The 22,065-nt window shown below is 60.9% G+C and carries 21 protein-coding genes and 1 tRNA gene; 8 read left to right on the top strand and 14 right to left on the bottom strand.

The genetic code is table 11. The features are described 5' to 3' along the window. The first annotated feature begins 257 nt into the window (after positions 1–257). A complete protein-coding gene (locus QP941_RS11205) occupies positions 258–506 on the top strand; it encodes a hypothetical protein (RefSeq protein WP_284767202.1) in 249 nt (82 codons plus the stop codon). Here QP941_RS11205 and QP941_RS11200 read toward each other — a convergent pair. The 3 genes from QP941_RS11200 to QP941_RS11190 form a co-directional block, all read right to left on the bottom strand. Continuing rightward, the gene (locus tag QP941_RS11200) at positions 503–973 is read right to left on the bottom strand and encodes a GNAT family N-acetyltransferase (RefSeq protein WP_284767201.1); all 471 of its coding nucleotides are present in this window, start codon (positions 971–973) and stop codon (positions 503–505) included. The two genes, QP941_RS11205 and QP941_RS11200, sit on opposite strands and share 4 nt — an antisense overlap. A gap of 99 nt (positions 974–1,072) precedes the next feature. Then, a complete protein-coding gene (locus QP941_RS11195) occupies positions 1,073–1,276 on the bottom strand; it encodes a hypothetical protein (protein WP_005326240.1) in 204 nt (67 codons plus the stop codon). Positions 1,277–1,409: 133 nt separating this feature from the next. Continuing rightward, positions 1,410–2,150 (bottom strand): hypothetical protein, encoded by a 741-nt coding sequence (locus QP941_RS11190; RefSeq protein ID WP_284844762.1) that lies wholly within the window; start codon positions 2,148–2,150, stop codon positions 1,410–1,412. 283 nt (positions 2,151–2,433) lie between these two features. On the opposite strand from QP941_RS11190, the gene QP941_RS11185 reads away from it, so the two are divergent. Both QP941_RS11185 and metE read left to right on the top strand, forming a co-directional pair. After that, complete coding sequence (locus QP941_RS11185; RefSeq protein WP_284844763.1) at positions 2,434–3,366, top strand: methylenetetrahydrofolate reductase; 933 nt, start codon at positions 2,434–2,436, stop codon at positions 3,364–3,366. Continuing rightward, positions 3,353–5,623 (top strand): 5-methyltetrahydropteroyltriglutamate--homocysteine S-methyltransferase, encoded by a 2,271-nt coding sequence (metE, locus tag QP941_RS11180; protein ID WP_284868973.1) that lies wholly within the window; start codon positions 3,353–3,355, stop codon positions 5,621–5,623. Before QP941_RS11185 ends, metE begins: the two co-directional genes overlap by 14 nt. Before the next feature lie 49 nt (positions 5,624–5,672). Here metE and QP941_RS11175 read toward each other — a convergent pair whose 3' ends face one another. After that, positions 5,673–6,311, bottom strand: a complete 639-nt coding sequence (locus QP941_RS11175; protein ID WP_284868972.1) for a DedA family protein — start codon at positions 6,309–6,311, stop codon at positions 5,673–5,675. A gap of 142 nt (positions 6,312–6,453) precedes the next feature. On the opposite strand from QP941_RS11175, the gene QP941_RS11170 reads away from it, so the two are divergent. Beyond that, positions 6,454–8,091, top strand: coding sequence for a dihydroxyacetone kinase family protein (locus QP941_RS11170; RefSeq protein WP_284868971.1), 1,638 nt, complete (start codon positions 6,454–6,456; stop codon positions 8,089–8,091). Here QP941_RS11170 and QP941_RS11165 read toward each other — a convergent pair. Next, on the bottom strand, positions 8,051–8,710 hold the full coding sequence (locus QP941_RS11165) for an HAD family hydrolase (protein WP_284868970.1): 660 nt from the start codon (positions 8,708–8,710) through the stop codon (positions 8,051–8,053). The two genes, QP941_RS11170 and QP941_RS11165, sit on opposite strands and share 41 nt — an antisense overlap. A 69-nt stretch (positions 8,711–8,779) precedes the next feature. Between QP941_RS11165 and QP941_RS11160 the strand changes: the two genes are divergently transcribed. The 3 genes from QP941_RS11160 to QP941_RS11150 all read left to right on the top strand — a co-directional run bounded on the left by QP941_RS11160 (position 8,780) and on the right by QP941_RS11150 (position 11,817). Next, a complete protein-coding gene (locus tag QP941_RS11160) occupies positions 8,780–9,310 on the top strand; it encodes a peptidylprolyl isomerase (RefSeq protein WP_005326254.1) in 531 nt (176 codons plus the stop codon). A 110-nt stretch (positions 9,311–9,420) separates the two neighbouring features. After that, positions 9,421–10,074, top strand: coding sequence for a rhomboid family intramembrane serine protease (locus QP941_RS11155; protein ID WP_284868969.1), 654 nt, complete (start codon positions 9,421–9,423; stop codon positions 10,072–10,074). Positions 10,075–10,380: 306 nt separating this feature from the next. Next, positions 10,381–11,817: a phytoene desaturase family protein gene (locus QP941_RS11150; RefSeq protein ID WP_284868968.1), complete on the top strand. Its 1,437-nt coding sequence runs from the start codon at positions 10,381–10,383 to the stop codon at positions 11,815–11,817. Here QP941_RS11150 and QP941_RS11145 read toward each other — a convergent pair. The 9 genes from QP941_RS11145 to QP941_RS11105 form a co-directional block, all read right to left on the bottom strand. Beyond that, the gene (locus tag QP941_RS11145) at positions 11,786–12,352 is read right to left on the bottom strand and encodes a hypothetical protein (RefSeq protein WP_284868967.1); all 567 of its coding nucleotides are present in this window, start codon (positions 12,350–12,352) and stop codon (positions 11,786–11,788) included. The genes QP941_RS11150 and QP941_RS11145 overlap by 32 nt on opposite strands. Before the next feature lie 74 nt (positions 12,353–12,426). Continuing rightward, the gene (gene crgA / locus QP941_RS11140) at positions 12,427–12,696 is read right to left on the bottom strand and encodes a cell division protein CrgA (RefSeq protein ID WP_005326260.1); all 270 of its coding nucleotides are present in this window, start codon (positions 12,694–12,696) and stop codon (positions 12,427–12,429) included. A gap of 64 nt (positions 12,697–12,760) precedes the next feature. Then, positions 12,761–14,719 (bottom strand): Stk1 family PASTA domain-containing Ser/Thr kinase, encoded by a 1,959-nt coding sequence (pknB, locus tag QP941_RS11135; RefSeq protein WP_284868966.1) that lies wholly within the window; start codon positions 14,717–14,719, stop codon positions 12,761–12,763. Between the two features lie 3 nt (positions 14,720–14,722). After that, positions 14,723–16,168, bottom strand: coding sequence for a serine/threonine-protein kinase (locus QP941_RS11130; protein ID WP_284868965.1), 1,446 nt, complete (start codon positions 16,166–16,168; stop codon positions 14,723–14,725). Then, positions 16,168–17,598, bottom strand: a complete 1,431-nt coding sequence (locus tag QP941_RS11125; RefSeq protein WP_284868964.1) for a penicillin-binding transpeptidase domain-containing protein — start codon at positions 17,596–17,598, stop codon at positions 16,168–16,170. The genes QP941_RS11130 and QP941_RS11125 overlap by 1 nt, the downstream gene beginning before the upstream one ends. After that, a complete protein-coding gene (locus QP941_RS11120) occupies positions 17,595–18,947 on the bottom strand; it encodes an FtsW/RodA/SpoVE family cell cycle protein (protein ID WP_005326264.1) in 1,353 nt (450 codons plus the stop codon). The genes QP941_RS11125 and QP941_RS11120 overlap by 4 nt, the downstream gene beginning before the upstream one ends. A 3-nt stretch (positions 18,948–18,950) precedes the next feature. Beyond that, the gene (locus tag QP941_RS11115) at positions 18,951–20,315 is read right to left on the bottom strand and encodes a PP2C family protein-serine/threonine phosphatase (protein ID WP_284868963.1); all 1,365 of its coding nucleotides are present in this window, start codon (positions 20,313–20,315) and stop codon (positions 18,951–18,953) included. Next, on the bottom strand, positions 20,312–20,764 hold the full coding sequence (locus QP941_RS11110; RefSeq protein ID WP_005329668.1) for an FHA domain-containing protein FhaB/FipA: 453 nt from the start codon (positions 20,762–20,764) through the stop codon (positions 20,312–20,314). The genes QP941_RS11115 and QP941_RS11110 overlap by 4 nt, the downstream gene beginning before the upstream one ends. A gap of 25 nt (positions 20,765–20,789) precedes the next feature. Further along, positions 20,790–21,623 carry an FHA domain-containing protein gene (locus QP941_RS11105; RefSeq protein WP_250412880.1) on the bottom strand — a complete coding sequence of 278 codons (834 nt, stop codon included), beginning with the start codon at positions 21,621–21,623 and terminating at the stop codon, positions 20,790–20,792. Between the two features lie 209 nt (positions 21,624–21,832). Here QP941_RS11105 and QP941_RS11100 point away from each other — a divergent pair. After that, positions 21,833–21,920 (top strand) — tRNA-Leu (locus tag QP941_RS11100). The last annotated feature ends 145 nt before the right edge of the window (positions 21,921–22,065 follow it).

Raw genomic sequence — 22,065 nt, 5'->3', positions numbered from 1 at the left:
AGTGAAATAGTCCTAATATCAGCACGCCAGACCGGCTAGCCGTACAACCTCACCAACACATCGTGTCGTTTAGGCCGAGTTAGCGATTTTCGTCCATACAAACCGCGGTTTTCGTCGACGGTTGTGCTGGTTTATATGGACGATAATCGTGATCAGCGAAAGAACAGGGTGGAAGTGTGCAAGGTCGCGGGGGAGGAACTTTCAGTACAGTGAATGGGGAATCAGTACTGTCCCGCGAAAACATCAGGAGATCAACCATGACCGCCAATGCTCGCTACAGCGATCCCTTTACCTCCGCAGACAAGGAAGTTGCGGCGCCGGAGGGCGCGGAATTTGTTGTGGTGCGCAAGCGCGGCGAGGCTGCGGTAGATGGCGAGGTTGTGAGCTTTCACAGCACCCGCGAAGAGGCTCGTGAGGCAGTTATGGCTGGCCTGACCGAAGAATTTAAGACGGCCGTGGATAACGAGCCGATTTACGTCACCCACGCTCGCCTGCGTTCGCTTTAGAAACGCTTGACCATCACAAAGTGATCCTTGTGGGTGCCCACGTGCTCGAAGCCGAGGTGTTCATAGAGACCCTTGGCGCGGGGATTATCGGGGTGGACGGCTAGCGAGATGCCGGGGGCGCGCAGGGTCTGGGCGAGGGAAATGGCGGCGTCGATAAGCGCGGTGGCAATGCCCTGGCCCTTATAGCGGGCCTCGACCGCGATCGCGAGCTCCGGAATGGCGGGCTCGACAAAGCCAAAGCCGTGATTGTCCTCCGTACCCCAGTTGAGCCACACGCCGCCCGCCGGGACGAGCTCCTGCCAGGCGATGAAACCGCCCTGGTTGGGATCCCAATTTTCCACGTAGAAGGCAAAATCATCGGCGAAGTCGGGGGAGAGCTCGCCGTGCTCGTCACCGAAGGTATCGGTAAGGAAATTGAGGCGGGCGAGGTAGGTGCGGTCAGATTCCTGCGTTGCGCGAAGTTCCATAAGATCCACGATAGACGGCGGGGCAGCAGCGTGGGGTGGGCATGCGAAAATCCCCTCCGCACAGGCTGGTGACCTGCGGGGAGAGGATTGTGCTAACGCTTAGGCTAAGTGGTAATTGCGGACGTCGTGACCATTGAACTCGCGCTCGATGCCGGCCTCATCCACGGAGTGGAAGGTGGTTCCGTTATCGATGGCGAAGCGCAGGTTGTCCACGCGAGAGGAAGGGTCTTTGGACACCGCGCCCGCCGGGAAGTAGTACGTTGAGCCGTCTTTGAGCTTGACGGTGAGGGACTCAAAGCTCATTGTTCATCTCCTTGTAGAAAGATCCCTAATGTGGGAATTCAATCAAGAGATTTTTGTTTAGGCAAAGCAATGAGATCTAGACAACGCTACGCATACCCCCACGGCGGGGTGGTAAGCGTATTTATTCCTCGGTTTACAGGCGGTGCTTGCCCTCGTTTTGGTGGTCATCGGTAACGCGGGTGGTATCGGCCGGCTGAGCTGCTTCTTCCTCGCGGTGCTTGGCCAGCTGCTCATCGATGGAACCGAGGAGCTCCTCATCGCGTACGGCACCTTCTTCAACGAGGTCAGACTGGGTGTCATTCTCGCTGGTGGAGGTGTAGACCAAGGTGGACTCCGGAGCGGTGTGGGAATCGGACTGGAAATCATCCACGCGCGGCGGGGTCTGGGAAGGCTTGTCGTTGGAGCGCAGCCAGTAGTAGGCGCCGCCGGCTGCAGCGGACAGCAGGGCGATGATGCCGGCGAAGATCCAACCCTTAGAAGACTTCTTATTCTTCTTCTGCTTCTTGGCTACCTTGGCGGACTTCTTCTTGAGGTTCTTTTGGGCCTTCTGAGAATCCTTCTTGGCCTGCTTGCGGGCCTTCTTAGCCTTCTTGGTGGCCTCTTCCTTGGCGTCGTTCAGGCGCTCGGTGGCGTCTTCGCGGTAGTCGTTGAACTCCTCCAGGGCGCGCTCGAGGCGGGAGTGTGCGGCGCGGGTAACGGCGCCTGCTTGGCGGCGCGGCTCGGCGAAGGCGCTGTTATCGCGCTCGTCCATCTTCTGTGCGGCCTCTTCCAGGGCGGTGTAGGCCTCGCGGGACTTTTCCTCGCGGTAGTTATTGAACTGGCTCCACAGGTTCGATGCGGTCTTAAAGGCCACGTTCAGCGTGGTGGGGTTCATGGGGGTGGAACACTCCTTAACTCAGATTTATCAATTCGCTTTCACCCAGCATAGTGACGTGGTGGGCGGTGTACCACCGTTGGCGTCGCGGGGTGCAGCGGGAACGCGCTAGAAATAGACCGCTTGGTCCAGAATCCACGATTATTATTCACCTGATTTTTCGTCAACCTCGCAGTTTGCAGGCTTGCAAAGGTATCACCATTGCACAATCGCTACCGTGCAAACTGAACAGCTTGGTACGTTTTTCTCAACACACCAACGACGACCAGCAAAGGAGGTGACCATGAGCCCGCGACTTTCGGCTTCCGCGCCCTTGGATTTTGAAAGCGAAGAGGAAGCACATGCGCCCGAGCGCCTGGCCCTTTCCTTTGAGGTAATCCCGCCGCGCCACGATGCCGATGCCGCCAAGATCGACCGCTTACTGGAAGTTCTGGAAAGCTATCACCCCGATTACATCGCGGTGACCAGTTCCCAGCGCTCCGGTTGGTTGGAGGGAACCGCGGCCTTCATTGAGAAGATTTCGCAGAACACCTCTATGCGCCCGCTGGCGCACCTGGCGTGCACGGCCGGCTCGCGCGACGAGCTCATCGGGTGGATCAATCGCTTGGTGGATGCCGGCGTGCGCGGCCTGCTGGCCCTGCGCGGCGATCTCCCCGAAGGGGGCATGCCAGAGCATTACCTGCAACATGCTGATGAGCTGGTTCGCCTCATCCGCCAGCTGGAAAGCCACCAAGCGGCCCGCTTTGCCGCCGGCCGACTCGCGGTAAGTGTGGCGTGCTACCCCAGCGGCCATGCCGAATCCAAAAACGAGGACGAGGACTTCGACGTTCTGCTCAATAAGCAGCGCCTCGGCGCGGACTTTGCCATCACCCAGCTTTTCTTTGACGCCGAGGATTTCCTCCGCTTCGCCCAAAAGGCCAAGTTGGCCGGGGTGAAGATCCCCCTTATTCCGGGGATTATGCCCATGACCAGCTTGCGCCGGTTGGAGCGAATGGGCCAGCTGTCCGGGCTGACCGTACCCGAAAGGGTGCGTACTCAGCTCGCGGCAGCGACAACCCCAGAAGAGGAATACGAAATCGGCATGGAGCTTAGCGCCCAATTGGCCCGCACCATCGTGGCCGGCGGCGCGGACGGCCTCCATATCTATACCCACAACAATCCGGACATTACACAAGACCTGTTATCTCGAATCGGAGTAGACAATGACGAACACTAATTTCCCCAAGGCGACGATTGAGGGCTACCCTCGCGTCGGCGCTAACCGCGAACTCAAGCGCGCGCTGGAATCCTACTGGGCCGGCCGCATCGATGCGGAAACCTTCGAGTCCGCCGCACATTCCCTGCGCCTGGACACCTATAACCGTTTGCGCGACCTGGGCCTGAACGAGGACTACGCCATTCCTGCCGACGTCGCCTACTACGACCAGGTGCTCGAGACCGCACTGACCGTAGGCGCCGTAGCCGGCGAGACCCTGGATGATGAGTTCACCTTGGCCCGCGGCAATAAGGACACCGCGCCGCTGGAAATGACCAAGTGGTTCGACACCAACTACCACTACATCGTCCCGGAAATCGCCGATGACCAGGACTTCAAGGCGCACCCGCAGCGCGTTATCAAGCTGGTGGAAGAGGCCCGCGCGGCAGGCCACACCGTGCGCCCATACCTCGTCGGCCCGGTTACTCTGCTGGCCCTGTCTAAGCAGGCAGAGGGTGCTACCAAGTCTCCGCTCGACCGCCTGGATGATGCCGTCAAGGCATACCAGGAGGTACTGGCCGAGCTGGATAAGTCCGGCGTGAAGTGGGTACAGCTGGCCGAGCCTGCCCTGGTAGCGGACCTGACCGTTGCCACCGATGAGGAGCTTGCCGCCCACACCAAGCGCGCTTATGAGGCCATTTTGGGAGCGGATAACCGCCCGCAGGTATACCTCACCACCCCGTACGGTTCTGCCCGCAAGGGCCTCGACGTGCTGGCGGAGCTCAAGCCAGAGGCCGTCCAGGTGGACCTTTCCGTAGGCACCCTGGCACTCGACGAGGGCTACCTCGAGCGCGTGAAGAACTTGAAGTCCCACGTGGTTGCCGGCCTTATCGACGGCCGCAATGTCTGGTCCGCCAACCTGCGTGACCTGCGCTCCAAGTACGAAGACCTGGAGGGCAGCCTCGATTCCCTTTCCGTATCGACCTCCGTATCCTTGCAGCACGTGCCGCATACCGTGGAGGCAGAAACCAAGCTGCCTGCAGACGTCGCCACCTGGTTCTCCTTCGCCAACGAGAAGGTCAAGGAAGTCATCGCCCTCTCTCAGGGTCCGCTAGAGGCACCGGAGGCATATAGCATCAGTGACCGCGCAGTGCGCACCCTTGCCGAATCCGAGCGCATCCACAACGCGGCGGTGAAGGAGCGCATCGAAAAGCTGCCGGCCGGCGAGGTTAAGCGCGAGCCTGCCTTTGCTGAGCGCAACGAGGCGCAGAAGGAACTAGGCCTGCCGCAGCTGCCAACCACCACCATCGGCTCCTTCCCCCAGACCAAGGAGATCCGCCAGGCGCGTGCGGCGCACCGCAAGGGCGAGCTTTCCGACGCCGACTACAACGCCGCCCTCAAGGACGAAGTCAAGTCCGTCATCGAGCTGCAGGAGCGCCTCGGCCTCGACGTCCTCGTCCATGGCGAGCCGGAGCGCAATGACATGGTTCAGTACTTTGCCGAGCTGCTCGATGGCTTTGTCACCACCGAAAACGGCTGGGTCCAGTCTTATGGCTCCCGCTGCACCCGTCCGCCAATCGTTGTGGGTGACATCTCCCGCCCGGCTGCGATGACCACCGAGTGGTCCAAGTACGCGCAGTCGCTCTCGGAGCACCACGTCAAGGGCATGCTCACCGGCCCGGTGACCATCCTGGCCTGGTCCTTCGTGCGAGATGACGTACACCAGTCCGTCTCCGCGGATCAGCTCGGCGTCGCGCTGGCAGATGAGGTGCACGACCTGGAAGAGGCCGGCATCGACATCATCCAGATCGACGAGCCCGCCCTGCGCGAGCTGCTGCCGCTGCGCGAAGAAGACCGCAAGGCCTACCTGGACTGGGCCGTGCGTTCCTTCCGCCTGGTAGCGCTCGAGGCCAAGCCGACCACCCAGATCCACACCCACCTGTGCTACTCCGAGTTCGGCCAGATCATCGATGCCGTTGCCGGCCTGGATGCCGATGTCACCTCCATCGAGGCGGCCCGCTCCCGCATGGAACTACTGGAGGATATCGACGAGACCTTCCACTCCGAAATCGGCCCGGGCATCTATGATATTCACTCCCCGCGCGTGCCTTCCGTAGCGGAGATGGCCGAGCTTATCCGCGCCGCGCTCAAGCACGTGCCGGTCGAGCGCCTGTGGGTCAACCCGGACTGCGGCCTGAAGACCCGCGGCTACGAGGAGACCGAAGCCTCCCTGCGCAATATGGTGCTGGCTCGCGATGAGGTGCGCGAGTCCCTCTAAATCCTCCCTAATCGCACCGCAATCCCGGCCGGGTAAAGAACAAAAGTTCTTACGTGGCCGGGATTTCGCGCTGTGCCTTACGGCGCTTATTGATCCAGCCGATGATCATCGGCAGCACGGAAATTGCCGCCACGATGAGCATGATGATGTCGATGGAGTGGGCGATGCCCGGGATGCCGCCCAGCAGTACGCCGACGAGCAGCATGGAACCTACCCAGCCTATCCCGCCGAGGATATTCCAGCGCAGGAACGAGGAGTAGCCCATTTCTGCGGTACCCGCGGCGAAGGGGACGAAGGTGCGCACAATCGGCACGAAGCGTCCCAATACCAGGGCCACCGGGCCGTGGCGCTGGAAGAAATCCTCCGCGCTATCGAGGTGTTCGGTGCGCAGGATGCGGGCATCGTCCTTGAAGAGCTTGCGGCCAAAGCGGCGGCCTAAGTAGAAGCCCACCTGGTCGCCGGCGAAGGCGGCCACCGCGGCCACGACAAAGAGCAGCCAGGCGTTGATATCGAGTTCGTGGCGCAGGATGGCCGCGGTTACGAGCAGTGAATCACCCGGCAGGAATGGGAAAAGCACGCCGGACTCGATGAAGATGACGACGGCGACGCCGAGGAGGATATAAGGTCCGAAACTCTGGAGCAGCGAGCCTGCGTCCATGAGGTTGTGGAGGGAGGACAAGAAATCCATGTGCGGATCCTTTCTTAGTGGTTCTTTTAGTATCCTCCGCAAATTGCAAAGTGGCTGCGAATCCGCTGGGTGTCCGAATGGAACCGGTATGTTTCTTTTCTCCTCCTAGCTTCCGGGTAAGCGACATCACTAGCGTGGAGGTATGAACCACTCCGCATTCCGCAATAGCCAAGACACTTTCCTCTCCGATGCCCTCGCTGGGCTCATCGCCAACCACCCCGATGCCCGCTGGCACGACGTCGGCTTCATTGGCCGCACCACGCCGCTGCGCACCGCGGACGGCGATCCGGCAGTGGCGGTGATTTCTGGTGGCGGTTCCGGCCACGAACCGATGCACGCCGGGTTCGTCGGCCAGGGCATGCTCGCAGCGGCCTGCCCGGGACTGCTGTTTACCTCCCCGAACGCGGTTCAGATCAGCGAGGCCACCGAGTGGGCTGACCAGGGCAGGGGAGTAGTCCACGTGGTGAAGAACTACACCGGTGACGTCATGAACTTCACCGTCGCCCGCAACGCCGCCGAGGCGGTAGACACCCGCACGGTGCTGGTGGCCGATGATATTGCCACCGATGGCAACGAGGACGGCCCCGGCCGCCGCGGTACGGGCGCGACCATCCTGGTGGAAAAGGTCGCAGGCGCCGCCGCCTATCGCGGCGATGACGTGGACACAGTCGCTGAGTTGGGCAAGCGTGCCGCGGAGAATTCCCGCAGCATGTCCGTAGCGCTGGGCGCCGGCTTCATGCCGACCACCGGCCGCGAAACCTTCGATCTCGAGGCCGGCCAGATGGAGGTGGGCGTGGGCATTCATGGCGAGCCGGGCACGCACACCGAGCAGGTAGATAGCGCGAGCGCCATTGTGAACCAGGTCCTGGAAAAGATCGTGCCCGCCCTTGAGCTGGGCCAGGGCGATGAGGTGGTGTGCCTGGTCAATAGCCTCGGTGGCACTACCCCGCTGGAGTTGAGCCTGCTCTTTGGCGAGGCCTCCGCGCAGCTGGCCCAGCGCGGCATCACCGTCGCCCGGTCGTTGGTGGGCTCCTACGTCACCGCGGTCAATATGCACGGCGCTTCCTTTACGCTGCTCAAGGCGGATGCGGAGCTGCTCGAGCTTATCGACGCCCCCACCTCCGCCCCCGCCTGGCCCCATACCCTAGGCGGTGCGAAGGCGGTGGAACCGGCCACCATCACCTTCCAGGACGAGCTGCCCACCGAGGGCGAGGAGAACCAGTGGCTTACCGCCTTTGTGGAACGCCTCCAAGCATCCTTTGAGGCGCTGACCGAGCTGGACCGCAAGGCCGGCGACGGCGACTTTGGCCAGAACATGGAGGCGGCCTTCGGCGGCATCGAGCTTCCCCTGCGCGGTACGGATACGGAGATCCTCACCGGGCTGGCCAAGCGCCTGCTCGTCCTCGCCGGCGGTACTTCCGGGGCCGTCTTCGGCACGCTCTTTACTGAGCTGGCTCGGGCGGAGTCGCTGGCGGATGGGCTCAATGATGCGGCCGACCTCATCCATGAGCTTGGTGGCGCGAAGCGCCGCGATCGCACCATGCTCGATGCCCTCATCCCGGCCGCCGAAAAGGCCCGCGAACTGGGGGCGAAGGATCCGGATGCGGAGACTTTGCAGGCGCTTTTCACAGCTGCCCATGCCGGAGCCCTCGATACCGAGGACCTCGCCGCGAAGAAGGGTCGCGCCTCCTACCTGGGAGATCGCAGCAAGGGAGTAATCGATCCGGGCGCCCTCGTGGTCAGCTGGCTCTTTGGGGGAGAACCTCTTTCAACGCGCTAAGCGAGCTCAGATCCCCATTCCCCGCACGGTCGAGGTGGAGCGCGTGCAGCCCCGCCGTGCGCGCTCCCTGCACATCGTTGGTGAGGGAATCGCCCACCATGAGTGTGTCCGCGGGGGCCGCACCCAGCTGATCGCAGGCGGCAAGGTAGGCCGCGCGCTGCGGTTTGGGGCAGCCGAGGTCGACGGTGGGGATGAGGAGGACGTCGGCAAGCGCAAGGCCTGTCGCCTCCAGCTTGGCCTGCTGCATCTCGCGCTCGCCATTGGTGAGCACGCCCACCTGGAAGCCGGATTCGAGGGCCCAGGTGAGGGTGGGCAGGGCGTCGGCAAAAGCGCGCCACTGCTCCCGGTAGGCGGAAAGATAGCCGTCATAAGCGGCCAGCGCCTCGGCATCGCTCATGTCCCGGCCGAGGAATTCGCGGCAGCGCGCCGCCCGCTGACCCTGGTGGGTGACCTCGCCGCGCTCGTAGGCGCTGAACCAGGTGCGCTCGATGGCCGCAAAGCGCGCATGCTGGCCCTCGGGCAGGCCTAGCTCGCGGCACCACTGATCCACCGCGTCCCGGGCCGCGCCGGTGTGGTCGAGCAAGGTGTCATCCAGATCAAAAAGTAGCGCGCGAATCATGCCTTCAGGCTAGCGCGATCGCTGACAGCGTTATGTCATGCGCGGCAGGCGCGCGTTAAATTCTTTACAATGGCTGGCATGACTCAGAAGACCGCAACTGCAACGATGCATACCAACTACGGTGACATTGTTATCGATCTCTTCGGTAACCACGCACCGGTAACCGTTGAAAACTTCATCGGCCTGGCCAAGGGCGAGAAGGACTACTCCACCCAGAACGCAAAGGGCGAGCAGTCCGGCCCGTTCTATGACGGCGCAATCTTCCACCGCATCATCGATAACTTCATGATCCAGGGCGGCGACCCTACCGGCACCGGCCGCGGTGGCCCGGGCTACCAGTTCCAGGACGAGTTCCACCCGGAGCTGCAGTTCGACCGCCCATTCCTGCTGGCCATGGCCAATGCTGGCCCAGGCACCAACGGCTCCCAGTTCTTCATCACCGTGGCGCCGACCCCGCACCTGAACAACCACCACACCATCTTTGGTGAGGTTACCGATGCTGCCTCCCAGGAGGTTGTGTCCAAGATCGCCAAGGTTGATACCGACCGCATGGACCGTCCGCACGAGGACGTTGTTATCGAGTCCATCGATATCGCGTAATCGCCTTTTCCCTCGGGCCCGTCACCGCATTATCCATGCGGCGGCGGGCTCGTTGCAGTTTTACCTCGAGCCACCCACCACTAGACCCCGCCTCAAGGACTGACAACTTCATGACCATGGTGAGAAACTATGTCCGCACTACCCCGGCGACCGCGCTCATCGCGGCCGTCTGCATCATTGCCTGGCTTATTACCGCGGTGCAGGCGCGGACGCTGGGCGCTACCTTCTATGATTCCGACCTCGCGGTGGACTGGGGCCTGTGGGGCCCGCAATACCCGATTGCGCCGCAGACCGCCCTGTCCTCCGCGTTTATGCACTTGGATGCGGGCCACGTGTCGGTGAACATGATCATGCTCCTTCTCATAGGCAAGGAGGTGGAGCGGGCGCTTGGCACTGGGTTGTACCTCGCCGCCTACCTCATTTCGTGCCTCGGCGCGTCCGCCATGATCTTGGCATTCGACTTTGAGACCCCCACCGTCGGCGCCTCGGGTGCGCTCTTCGCGCTCATGGCCATGCTGGTAGGTGCTTACCGCCAGCGTGGGCTCGATCTCCGTGCGCCCATCGCGCTCGTTCTGGCGAATGTGGCCTATACCTTTCTAGCCGATGGCGTATCCCTGTGGGGACACCTAGGCGGGTTGTGCACAGGCATCGTGTTGAGCCTCTTCCTCTATCGAAAAAGCTCCAGCCTCCGCTGGGGCGGCGTTGCTGCGGTGGCCGCGGTAGTCCTCGCGCTATTAGCCCAACAAGCTGGGGTTTGGGGATAACTGTGGAATTTGATCACCGGAAAGCGTGTGCGAAAAAATTCCACAATGGTTATCCACATTGTGGATAACTACATTTTTGTAATTTACCGAACGCTTTTCCGGAGTTTTCCCTGATCACGCTGGTCTGGCCGGTGCGAAAGTGCGAAAATCAGCTTGTGGAAGCCCGTGAAAACAGTTATCCACAGGGTGTTAATGATTGTGTGAAATTCACATTTCACAGGTTTTCTCCACAGCCTGTGGATAACTTTCTACCCATTGTGTTAACAAGACTGATAAATTTGGGTACTGACCTGCATAAGGAGCATTGTGGATTATCAACCTCGCGCTGTGATCGTCGGCGCAGGCCCGAATGGGCTCACGGCCGCGGCGCGCTTGGCCATGGCCGGATGGAGTGTGGATATCTATGAGCGCGCCCGCCGGGCCGGTGGTGCAGCGGCATCCTCCGCGGAGATTTTCCCGGGCACGATTGTGGATCTCGGTGCGGCTGGGCACCCCTTTGGCGTAGCGAGCCCGGCCTTTCGCGCCCTCGACTTGGAAGCCCACGGTGTGCGGTGGCGCAATGCTCCTTATCCCATGGCCCATCCGCTCGAAGGCGCGTCGGCCGGGATCCTGCACGGTTCCTTGGCGGACACGGCGGCGGAGTTGGGGACCGATGCCCAGGCGTGGAGGCGGCTGCATGGGCACATCGTCCGCCACATCGATGAGCATGTGGATAACGCGCTTACCCCGCTGGTGCGCTGGCCCAATCGCCCTGTGCGCTTGGCGCAATTTGGTGCGGCCGGAGTTGTGCCCGCCAGCAGCTTGGCACGCGCGGCCTTCCGCACGCCCCAGGCTCGCGCCCTCTTTGCGGGCAGCGCGGTACACGCGATCACCTCACCGACTACGCCTTTTACCTCGGCGTTCGGCCTGCTCTTCGGCGGCCTGGGCATGACCCGCGGCTGGCCCGTGGTGGAGGGCGGCACCGGCGCTCTTATCGACGCCCTCCTTAACCTCCTCCGCTCCCACCATGCCCGCCTCCACACCGGATGCGAAGTCACCGACCTGCGCGAGCTTCCTCCGGCCGATGCGATCATCCTGAACCTCACCCCGCGCCAGATTCTGCGGCTGGGTGGGCTGGAACTGCGGGACGGCACTCGGCGGAGCCTCGCGCGCTGGCGCTATGGCAGCGCCGTATTCAAAGTTGACTTCCACCTCAGCGAACCCGTGCCATGGACCGATCCGCGCGTGGGTCGGGCCGGCACCGTGCATGTGGGAGGCACCATGGAGGAAATCTGTGGGGCTGAGGGGGACGTCGGCAAGCGGCGCATGCCTAAGCGCCCCTTGGTATTGGCATGCCAGCAATACGTGGCCGACCCCTCCCGAGGGCAAACACTGTGGACGTATGCGCACGTCCCCCGCGGCTACGTGGAACGCTATCCGGGTGAGGTCACCGAGCTGATTGCTGCCCAGATTGAGCGCTTTGCCCCCGGATTTCGCGATACCATCCTGGCCACCCGTGCTACGAGCCCGGCCGATCTGGAGCGATGGAATCCTAATTTGGTGGGCGGCGATATTGCTGGCGGCGCCATGACCGGGCTGCAAACCCTCCTGCGACCACGCCTGTCGGCCCATCCGCACCGCCTCACCCCGGGAGTATTTATGGCTTCTAGCTCGGCCGCTCCCGGCGCTGGCGTGCACGGTATGCCGGGGTGGTGGGCCGCCGAAGAAGCGCTTAGCGCGTGGAACGGCGGCGCTGCCAAATAAGGAAGCCGGCGCCGATGAGCCAGAGAGTCGCGGCGGCGAAGTACCCAGGGATGGTCGTGGTGCGGGGCAGGTAGGAACTGCCTGGGACGAGTCCGGCAACCACGGGCTCGAGGAGGAAGCCGAGGACGGCGAGGTAGTCGAACCAGCGGAACCGTGCCGAGGCCGCGCCGGCCAGCCCCAGTACCGGTCCAGAAATGAGCGCCAGGAAGAACCACTGGGCGTTGTACTCGAATGCCTCGCGCCAGTTATATACACCGAAAACCACGAGCAAGGCATAGTGCAGCGCCAGCATCATCACGATGATTCCCGTACCGGCCAGGAGTGCCTTGAGCCACCGGCCCGGAAAATTCTTGCCCATGAGGAAGCTAAAGATTCCCCACACCATGCCCGAGCCTAGGACGTTGCCTAGGTAGTTGCGAACGGAAAGGCGGAGGGGAGCGGTGCCGGTGAGTAGGGTGGCGTCGGCAAACGCGATGTGCACGGCTGCGTAGGCCACTGAAATGATGAGGCCAGCAGCAAGAATATGGCGAGACATGTGGCTCCTTGATATGAAAAACCCTCGCCACCTACAAAAAGTAGGGAGCGAGGGAATAGGCTGTGGCGTTTAGCTTAGCGCCAACCCATGGTCATTAGCAGGCCGATGATGGCCAGGCCGAAGCCGATGCCGTAATTCCATGCGCCGAGGTCCGCCATGAACGGGATGTCCTGGCCAGCGAGGTAATTGACCACAAGCCACAGCAGGCCGATGACCATCAGGCCCAGCATGATAGCGACGTACCACTTCGGGGTGCCCTCAGAATTGATCTTGACGGGCGTGCGGTTGGTAGCAGAGCTCGAGGTAGGGACGGAGGAGCTCTGGGAAATCTTTGACTTCGGCATAAGATACCTTTTCTAGATTTAAAGTCTTATCTAAGTTCGTACTGAGGCCTTAGGATACCAGCAGTTATGGCTGCGGCAGAAGTGCAGCGGGGTCGAAACTCCACAGGCGGATATCAATATTTTGATCCTTGCGCATGGTATCGCCCGGGTTCACAGACGCCCAGCCAATCTTATTGGCATCCACCAAGGCACCGGTAGGAGCCGGCTCGCCGACGACGAACTGGCCGGTCCAGCCAGCCTCCCGCAACGCGGCCTCGGCCTGGCCTTCATTCTTGCGTACCAGGTCAGGGGCCTTAAAGAGCATGCCATTGGATACCTCAACGGTAACCGGCTTGCCCTTTTCCAGCTCCGCGCCCTGGTTGGAGACGCTCAGCACCGTGCCCTTCGGCTCCAAGGAATCCACCTCGCGGACGTCTACATCAAAGTCATTCGACTCGAGACGGCTCTGGGCATCCTCGACGTCCATGCCGGCGACATTGGGCACGCGCTTCTTTTCGACGCCCTTAGAAACCGTTACCCGTACCTTCGATCCCTTGGACAGCTGCGTGCCGCCGGCCGGGTCCTGCTTGATGATCTGGCCGGCCGGGGACTCATCGTTTTCTTCCGAGACATCGGAATTGAGCACCAAGCCTGCTCCTTCGAGGGCTCGAGCGGCCTCATCCAAGGTCATGCCGGTGATATCTGGGACGTCCGTAATCTCTTTGCCAGAGGAAACGGTCAGGGTCACCGAGGCATTCTTCTGCAGCTCGGAGCCTGGGGCCGGATTAATGCGGATGGCATTATTGCGTGGAATATCCGGGTTGGCCTCCTCATTGACGGTGACCTGCAGACCCATGTCTTCTAGTTCCTTGACCACCTCATTGCGCGGGCGGTTTTCCACCTCGGGCACGGTGATTTTGTCTTCGCGGGCCGATTGGGTCTGGCGTGGCTTATCCTCAGAATCTTGATCGTTGGAGAAGAAATCCCAGGCGAAGTAGCCCACGATGGCTACCAAGAGGGCGGCCAGGAACGCTGCCAGCCACTTCAACCAGCCGCCACCCTGATTGTCATCGTCCTCGGTGGGGCGGGTGGACTGGATTGGCGCGCGGTGCGCGGCCGCAGCTGGTGCGGCGGCGCCGACCATTTCGGTAGGCTGCTCGTCTTCTTCCTCGTTGACGTGCATGCGCGCCGCCGCGGTGATCTGCCCATTGCGCAGGCGTTCCAAATCGCCGGCCATCTCCCAAGCGGACTGATAACGATCCGCCGGGTGCTTGGCCATAGCGGTAAGCACTACCGCATCGATATTGACGCGCTGGGTAGGAGTCAGCGAGGGATCCGCGATGAGCTCCGATGGTGGCGTCGGCTCTTCCTGCACATGTTGGTACGCAACCGCAAAGGGGGTTTCGCCCTCAAAAGGAGTATGGCCGGTAAGCGCCTCATAGAGCACGCAACCCAGCGCATAGACATCGGAGCGGGCATCCGCGTTCTTACCGCGGGCCTGCTCCGGGGAAAGGTACTGGGCGGTGCCGATAACGGCGGAAGTTTGCGTCATCGCCGAGGTGGAATCATCCAAGGCGCGGGCGATGCCGAAGTCCATCACCTTCACCTGGCCGGTGTTGGTGAGCATAATATTTGCCGGCTTGATATCGCGGTGGATAATCCCGGCCTCGTGCGAGGCTTGCAGTGCATCTGCTACCGGTTTGAGGATATCCGCCGCTTCCTGGGCGGACAGGGCGCCATCCTCGCGAATGATATCGCGCAGGGTGCGGCCATTGACCCGCTCCATGACGATATATGGGATGGTCATGCCATCCAGCTCGGTTTCGCCGGTGTCATAAACCGCCACGATATTGGGGTGATTCAGCTTGCCCGAGTTCTGGGCCTCGCGGTAAAAACGCTCGCGGAAGTTGACGTCGCGCGCCATTTCTGGGCGGAGCATCTTTACCGCTACTTGGCGGCCTAGGATGGTGTCTTCGGCAGCATAGACCTCAGACATGCCGCCGGTGCCGATGATCTCGCCTCTCCGATAGCGGTCATTGACCATCGCTTAGTCACCCTCCTGTGTAAGTAGATCGGCCAAGTCTCCGGGGAGCTCATTAGCCTGCGAGTTTACTGGAGTATCCAGCTCAGGTGTAGTTTCAACGTGCGTATCCTGCGGATTCTGTTGCGTCGGCACGGCCGGGGGCTGTTCCTGGCGGGTAGGCGAATGGCGCGTGGGTGTCTCGCGGTGAGTCGTGCGCGGGGCCTCTTCCTGATCGGATTCCTGCGGCTCGGTCTCTGTCACCGTCACCGGTGCAGGGGCCTCTTCCGTATCTTCGTCCGGGGTGTCCTGCGGGGTGGTGGTGGGATCGCGGTACTCCGTAACTACCGAGGTCTCCGGAGTGCTGGAGGGCTCGCTTTGTCCCTCGCTATCGCCAAAGTGCTGGTAGGCGGCATAGCCCCCACCGGCCAAGGCTGCGAGGAGCAGGGTGATACCTAATCCCTTCAGGAAAGAGGAGCCGCCCTTGGACTCTTTTGTGGGGGCGGTCCCCGCGGCCGGGTGGATGGTGGTGGGTTGGGCGACATTGCCCAACATCTCCGTCGAGGCAGACGGCGATGGCTCCGGCGCGCGCTGTGCTAGCGGTGCAGACTTGGGTTGCGGAGGGCGCTTGCCTAGTCTGACTGCGGAAATAGCCAGAGTGAACTCATTGCCATCGGCGTAGCGGGTCCCCGGGTCCTTGCGCAACGCAATGCGGATGAGTTCGCGAGCCGGAGCGCTGATATTCGTCGATAGTGGCTCTGGCTCCTGGTTGATGTGCGCCAAAGCGATGGACACGGAGGAATCTCCGGTAAAGGGACGCTTGCCTGCCAGCATTTCATAGCCGACGACGCCGAGCGAATAGACGTCGGAAGCCGGCGTGACGTCCTTGCCCTGTGCTTGCTCGGGCGATACATATTGCGCGGTACCCACCACCATGCCGGTGCGGGTCAGCGGCACGGCCGCGGCCGCCTTGGCGATGCCAAAGTCCGTGATCTTGACCTGGCCATTTTGCGTAATGAGGAGGTTGCCGGGCTTAATATCGCGGTGGACCAGCTCCATGCGGTGAATGATGGATAGGCCATGCGCCGCCTGCTCGAGGACGTCGAGAGCGAGCTCTTCTTGCAGCGTATTTTCGCGCGCCAAAAGGTCTGCGAGGGATTCGCCGCGCACATACTCCAAGGCCATGAAGCAGAACTTGCGGCCGTTATCCTCTAGCTCGCGGTAGTCATAAGTGGCCACCACGTTCTCGGATTGAATGGATTCGGCCGATTTCGCCTCGTTGCGAAAGCGCGAGAGGAACTCCTGGTTATCGGAAAATTCCGGACGCAGAACCTTGAGCGCCACCTCACGATCATTGCGGGTGTCATCGGCCAACCACACGGTGGACATTCCTCCGTGACCGATGATCCACTGCAGCTCGTAGTCGCTGCCAATCAGTGCCTGGAGATGTTCCTTATTCTCGGCGCTATTCATTACTGCTCCCCCTGGTATGCGCGCAGGATGGCGCGGCCAATTGGGCCGGAAACCTTGCCGCCCGTCGCGGACTCACCCAAGTTACCACCATTTTTCACCACGACGCCTACGGCGATATCGCGTTCCGGATCGAAGGCAACGTACCACACATGCGGGGCCAGCCCCTCGCCGTGCTCGGCGGTGCCGGTCTTGGAGGCAAAGCCATTGCCGTCATATCCGGCGGAGGAACGCTCGGAGGCGTACATCAAGTCAGTAAGCGTCGCCGCAGTTTCCTCATTAACCGCCTGGTCTGCCTTCTTCGGCTTGGTAGTGCGGACATCCTTCATCTGGGCATCGGTAATGCGATTGACCAGGTAGGGCTGCATGCGGGTGCCCTTATTGGCCACGGTGCCCGCCATGACTGCTGCCTGCAGCGCGGTCATGGTGACGTCGCGCTGGCCAATGGCGGACTGCGCCGTGGCTGCCCCATCCGGCAAATCGCCCAAGGTGCCGGCGGAGGTAGACACGCCGAGGTCGTAATTCTCGCCCACGCCAAAGGCCTTGGCGTACTTGCGCAGTTCATCAGCGCCGATCTGCTCCGACATCTCCACAAAGGCGGTATTGCACGACAGCGCAAAGGCGGTTTGCAGGGTCACCGCATCCTGACCATTGCACTTTTGGTTGGCGTAGTTAGTCAGCTCCGTCACCGTATCCGGCAAGGTAATGACATTGGAACCGGTCAGGGTGGAGGAAGGATCAAAGCCATTGTTAAGGCCTGCGGCGGTGGTAATGATCTTGAAAATGGAGCCAGGAGGTAAGGTCTCTGCACCGGCGTGGTTGACCAGCGGCTGTCCCTCTTGTTCCTGCAGGTTGGCCCAAACATCCTCGGCGGAATCGCCCATCAGATCATTGGGGTTATAGCCAGGGTTGGAGGCCATGGCAAGGATCTTGCCGGTCGAAGGCTGAATGGCAACCGCAGAGCCTTCGTAGCCAGGGCCCACGAGCTGATCGTAAGCCGCCTGCTGGAGCCCAGGATCGATGGTGACCTCTACGTTGGCGCCCTGCTTCGGTTTATCGGCCAGTGCATCGAGCCAATTCTGCTTCATCAAAGAGTCATCGGTGCCATTGAGGATGTCATTTTGGGATGACTCCAACTCGGAGGCGCCAAACTGGCTCGACAGGTAACCGGTCAGGTTGCCAAAGGCCGGCGAATCAATGGGGTAGGAGCGCGAGTAGGTCTCATCCGGGTTTTGCGTAGACTGCGCCAGCACGGTATTGCCCGCAAAGATCTGGCCACGCGGGGTGGTCTGCATCTCCATAAAACCGCGCATGTTCCGCGGATTATGGGCATACTTATCTTCAGAAAAAGCCTGGATTACCGTCATATTGACCAGCAAAATGGCGGTCAAAATGATGGCGAACAGGGACACTAGACGGATGGATCGATTCATCGGTGAGCCTCCTGGACCGACGGGAACATGGAGGTATCGCTCGGAGCATTGCCCGAGGTCTCCTGCATGGGGCGACGAGCCGCGTTAGAGATCCGCAGCAGAATCGCCAACAACACGTAGTTAGCCATGAGAGAGGAACCACCGGCAGACATGAATGGCGTAGTCAGGCCGGTCATCGGCAGCAGGGCAGAGATGCCGCCGGTGACCACGAAGACCTGTACGGCCAAGGTAAGAGAAAGACCGGATGCCACCAACTTGCCGTAGGTATCGCGGGTGCGCAGCGCGGTGCCGAAACCGCGGGTGGTCAGCATACCGAAAAGCACCAGCACGGCGGCGAGGCCGATGAGGCCGAACTCCTCACCGATTGCAGCAAGGATGTAGTCCGAGTGGGCCACCGGAACTAGTTCTGGATGCCCCTCGCCCAAGCCGCTGCCAGAGATGCCGCCGGAAGACAAGCCGAATAGCGATTGGGAGAGCTGGAAACCCGTGACGTCATAGTTACCCAGCGGATCCAGGAAGTTGGAAAAGCGCTGCTGGATCTTGGAGGAAATCTGGTAAATGCCAAACCCGCCGACGCCGACGAGGACCACGCCGATGAGTAGCCAGCTCACTCGGCCAGTGGCCATGAATAGCATGCCGAGGACGGTGCTAAACAGCAGCAGTGCCGGGCCAAAGTCATTGGAAATGCCCATGATGACGATCGCGATGGCCCACACGATCAGGATGGGCGCGAGGTCACGGAGGCGCGGCAGGGAGATGCCGAGTACGCGGTAGCCTGCCACGGTAAAGAGGGACCGCTTCTGCGTCAGCAGCATGGCGAAGAACAAGATCAACAAAATCTTGGAGAATTCGCCCGGTTGAATGGAGAAGGGCCCCAGATTTAGCCAGATGCGTGCCTCCACGTCAGGGGGCTGCGGCCATACTAGCGGCAGGGCCAGCAGGATGAGACCGGCGGCGCCCAAGATATAGGAGTAGCGCGTCAGTGACCTGTGGTCCTTTAAAATGGCTAGGACCAGTACAAATAACACGAGTCCGACGATGGTCCACATGACCTGGCGCACGGCGAGCCCGCCTTCATTGACCAGATCCAGGCGGGCCAGCATGATGAGCCCGATGCCGTTGAGGATCGCCACGATGGGCAGCATGATCTGATCGGCATACGGCGCAAGGAAGCACATCACTAGGTGGGCAACGGTAAAGACGCCGATGAATCCGCCGATGAGATAAACCAGGTCCATGGTCAACGCGTTGTCTTGGGATAGCTCCAGGCTGACCAAAGTGATAGCGAAGACGATGGCGGATAGGATGAGCAGGCCGAGCTCGGTTCCTCGGCTAAAAAACTTTTTCACAACCTACACCTCCCGGCAGGTAACGCCAGGCTTGTTTTTCTTGGCATCCTTTTTATCTTTTTGGCTCGGTGCAGTGATACATGGCTTGAGCGCCTTATCGCCCAAATCATTGATCTGTTGCTGCACTTCACCGAGATCACCAGTGGAGAGATGGTCGACGGCGCTGCGCTCAGATTCCGGCAAGTCCGTGACCTTCAGCGGTGCGAAGTCGCCCTCGCAGGGCTGGCCGGAAAAGAGCAGCGAGTTGCTGTCATTAATGCACACGTGTTGGTGCGTGGAGTGTAGTTCCTTGCCAAAGACGGAGTAGTCAGCACCCTGTTGGATGGTGATTTCCTGTGCCTCGTTGGTAGCCACGTAGTAATTATTGGACAAGAAGTTCTTCGCCCACAGTCCGGCACCGATGACCAGCGCGAGCACGATGAGCAAGGCAATGAGGACCTTCCAGCCGATCTTTCGACCGGAAGTTTCGTCCTCCGTGTCGTCGTCGGCATGCTCGGGGCGCTCGTTCTCGCCCTCGGCCATGACGGCCGGTGGAATTACTTGCGGCTTGCGGGAGAGCTGTGCCGCCCGCGAAGCAGAAGAATCCGGGTGGGTGGGCTCTTCCGTCGGGCCGGCGAGCGCGCCCACGCGGAACGGCTCATGTTCCTTGGGCTTTTCTTCAGTTACTTCACCGATTACGACGGTGACATTATCCGGGCCGCCCGAACGGATAGCCAGGTCCACCAGGGCGGATCCGGCCTGCTCGATGCTGCCTTGACCCAGCGCGGTTTCGATGGTGGACGCGGTTACGGGGTCCGAAAGACCATCGGAACACAGCAAGATGCGGTCGCCCGGCTTGGCGTCGAGAGTAAACAGCGTTGCTTCAACCGGACGGCCCGTATAGGCCTTCAGGATGAGGGACTTTTGCGGGTGCGACGAGACGTCGCCCGGGTCCAGCTCGCCCTTGTCCACCAAGGACTGCACGTAGGTGTCGTCCTTGGTGATCTGCTTGAGCTTGCCGTCGCGCAGCAGGTAACCGCGGGAATCGCCCACGTGGCAGACGCCGAAATCCGTGCCGTTGAAGAGCATGGTGGACAGCGTGGTGCCCATGCCTTCGGTCTCTGGATGCGCCTTGACGTGGTCACTGATGGCCTCATTGGCCTGCTCGGCGGCCGCTTCCAGCAGGGCCTTGGTGTCTTCCTGGCCCGGATCTTGGTCCAAGATTTCTAGGTGGTTGACCATCAGTTCGGAGGCAACCTCGCCTGCCGCGTGGCCACCCATGCCATCGGCCAAGATCAAAAGGTGAGGACCGGCGTAGCCCGAGTCCTCGTTGTTATCGCGAATGAGGCCGCGATCGGACTTAGCAAAGAAGTTCAGCTTCAGTGTCATGCGTTCAACCTCACGGTGGTGCGGCCCAGCTTAATTTCGGAGTCCGCGCCGACTACCTCGGGTTGGTCGATGCGCACGCCATTGACAAAGGTGCCATTGCGAGATTCCAAATCCTCCACAACCCATTCGCTGCCGCGGCGGAATAGCCGGGCATGGTGGCCAGAAGAATAATCGTCGCCCGTGACAAAATCGCAGTCCGAGGCGCGGCCCAGCGTGCAATCCTCCAACGTGCCCAACTCCATATGGGAGCCCTGCAGGGGACCCTCCACGATGGACAGCTGCTTAATCGCTTCCCGACGCCGCGGTGCGCCAACCTTCTTCGACTGCTGGCGGATAGCACCGGCAGATTTATTAGTATCGCGGCGCATGGCGTTCAAGGCCACCAGGATAAAAATCCAGAGCAGAGCCAACAAGCCGATGCGAAGCGCCAGCATGATGACTGCATCCATGGCGACCTCCCTTCCTTAACTGAACTTAGTAGCTGTGCGAATCAAGACCCGTAATGCGGACCTCGATGTGGGAATGGCCCATGGTGATCACATCGCCATCGGCAAGCAACCAATTATCAATCGGCGTTTCATTCACCGTGGTGCCATTGGTGGACTGCAAATCCACCAGCACCGCGTCTTGGCCGTTCCAGGTGATCTCCGCGTGCTGGCGGGAAACACCCGTATCCGGCAGGCGCAGGTCCGCGTCATTGCTGCGGCCGATAATATTGGAGCCTTCCTGGACGTGGTACACGCGGGACGAGCCGTCCTGCAGCATCAGGTTGACTGCTGGGCCCTGCGGCTGCGGGGCGGGTTGACTATCTGGAGCAATGAAAGCGGTAGTTACTGCATCATCGGCAGTATTGTCGTGCTGCTCGGTCATCTGGTCCTCCTGACCATCAAAGTCGTGGAAAATAGCCTCAAAACCGGTCTCTTCCGTGGGCTCGTGATCAATAAACGAGGACACGCGAAGCTGACCCGTACGCAAACCAGATTCCTCCGCCACCCGCACGATCACGGGGCCCGCGAGGGACCATCCGCTATTGCGAATGAAGCGCGACAACTGGTCTGCACAATCGGCCGGCAAATTGCGATCCTGCGACAAGTTCTCCAAATCCTTGGAGGAGACACCCACAGTCATTACGTTCGGACTATAAAGGTTGTCATCGTCGCCGCGCGCGAGATTGTCCTGAGCCTCTTGCTTCAAAAGCTCATCAATCTCCGCGGGAACGACCTTGCCGCCGAAGACAAGGGCCATGCCGTTATCAAGGCCGCGTTGCATGGCGGAGTCCAGCTTCGCCAGCTTTTCTAAAAACGCCACGAGCCATTCTCCTTTCCACCATGCAGCGATCAGTAGCGATCAGTAGCGATCAGTATAGTTTGTTCACTCCCTCGAAACGTAGATGGCGACGCGAAAGTTCCCAGAAATTTCGCCACCCCCTCCTCGAAATAATCCACTTTTCCTGCAGATTTGTAGTTCTGAGCAGCATTCGTGGTATCTTTATCAAGTCGCTAAGACAACCACACCCTGCCCGGGTGGCGGAATTGGCAGACGCGCTGGCTTCAGGTGCCAGTGTTCGATAAGAACGTGCGGGTTCAAGTCCCGCCCCGGGCACCATGTGAAGTCTCGAGACATCGTTCCGGTCGGTGTCTCGAGATTTTTCGTTTTTAGTTGCCCCGTTGGGGGCGGGTTAAGGGTCAAAATGTGTGTCTGGCTCGGCGTGTCGCGGGGGTTAGATTTGGCCTTTTTGAATGCCGATTGA

The organism is Corynebacterium sp. MSK150 (assembly GCF_030229215.1).
Lineage (GTDB): Bacteria > Actinomycetota > Actinomycetes > Mycobacteriales > Mycobacteriaceae > Corynebacterium.
The sequence above is the reverse complement of the archived record's forward strand: the minus strand, read 5'-3'. Positions and strand labels throughout refer to the sequence as shown.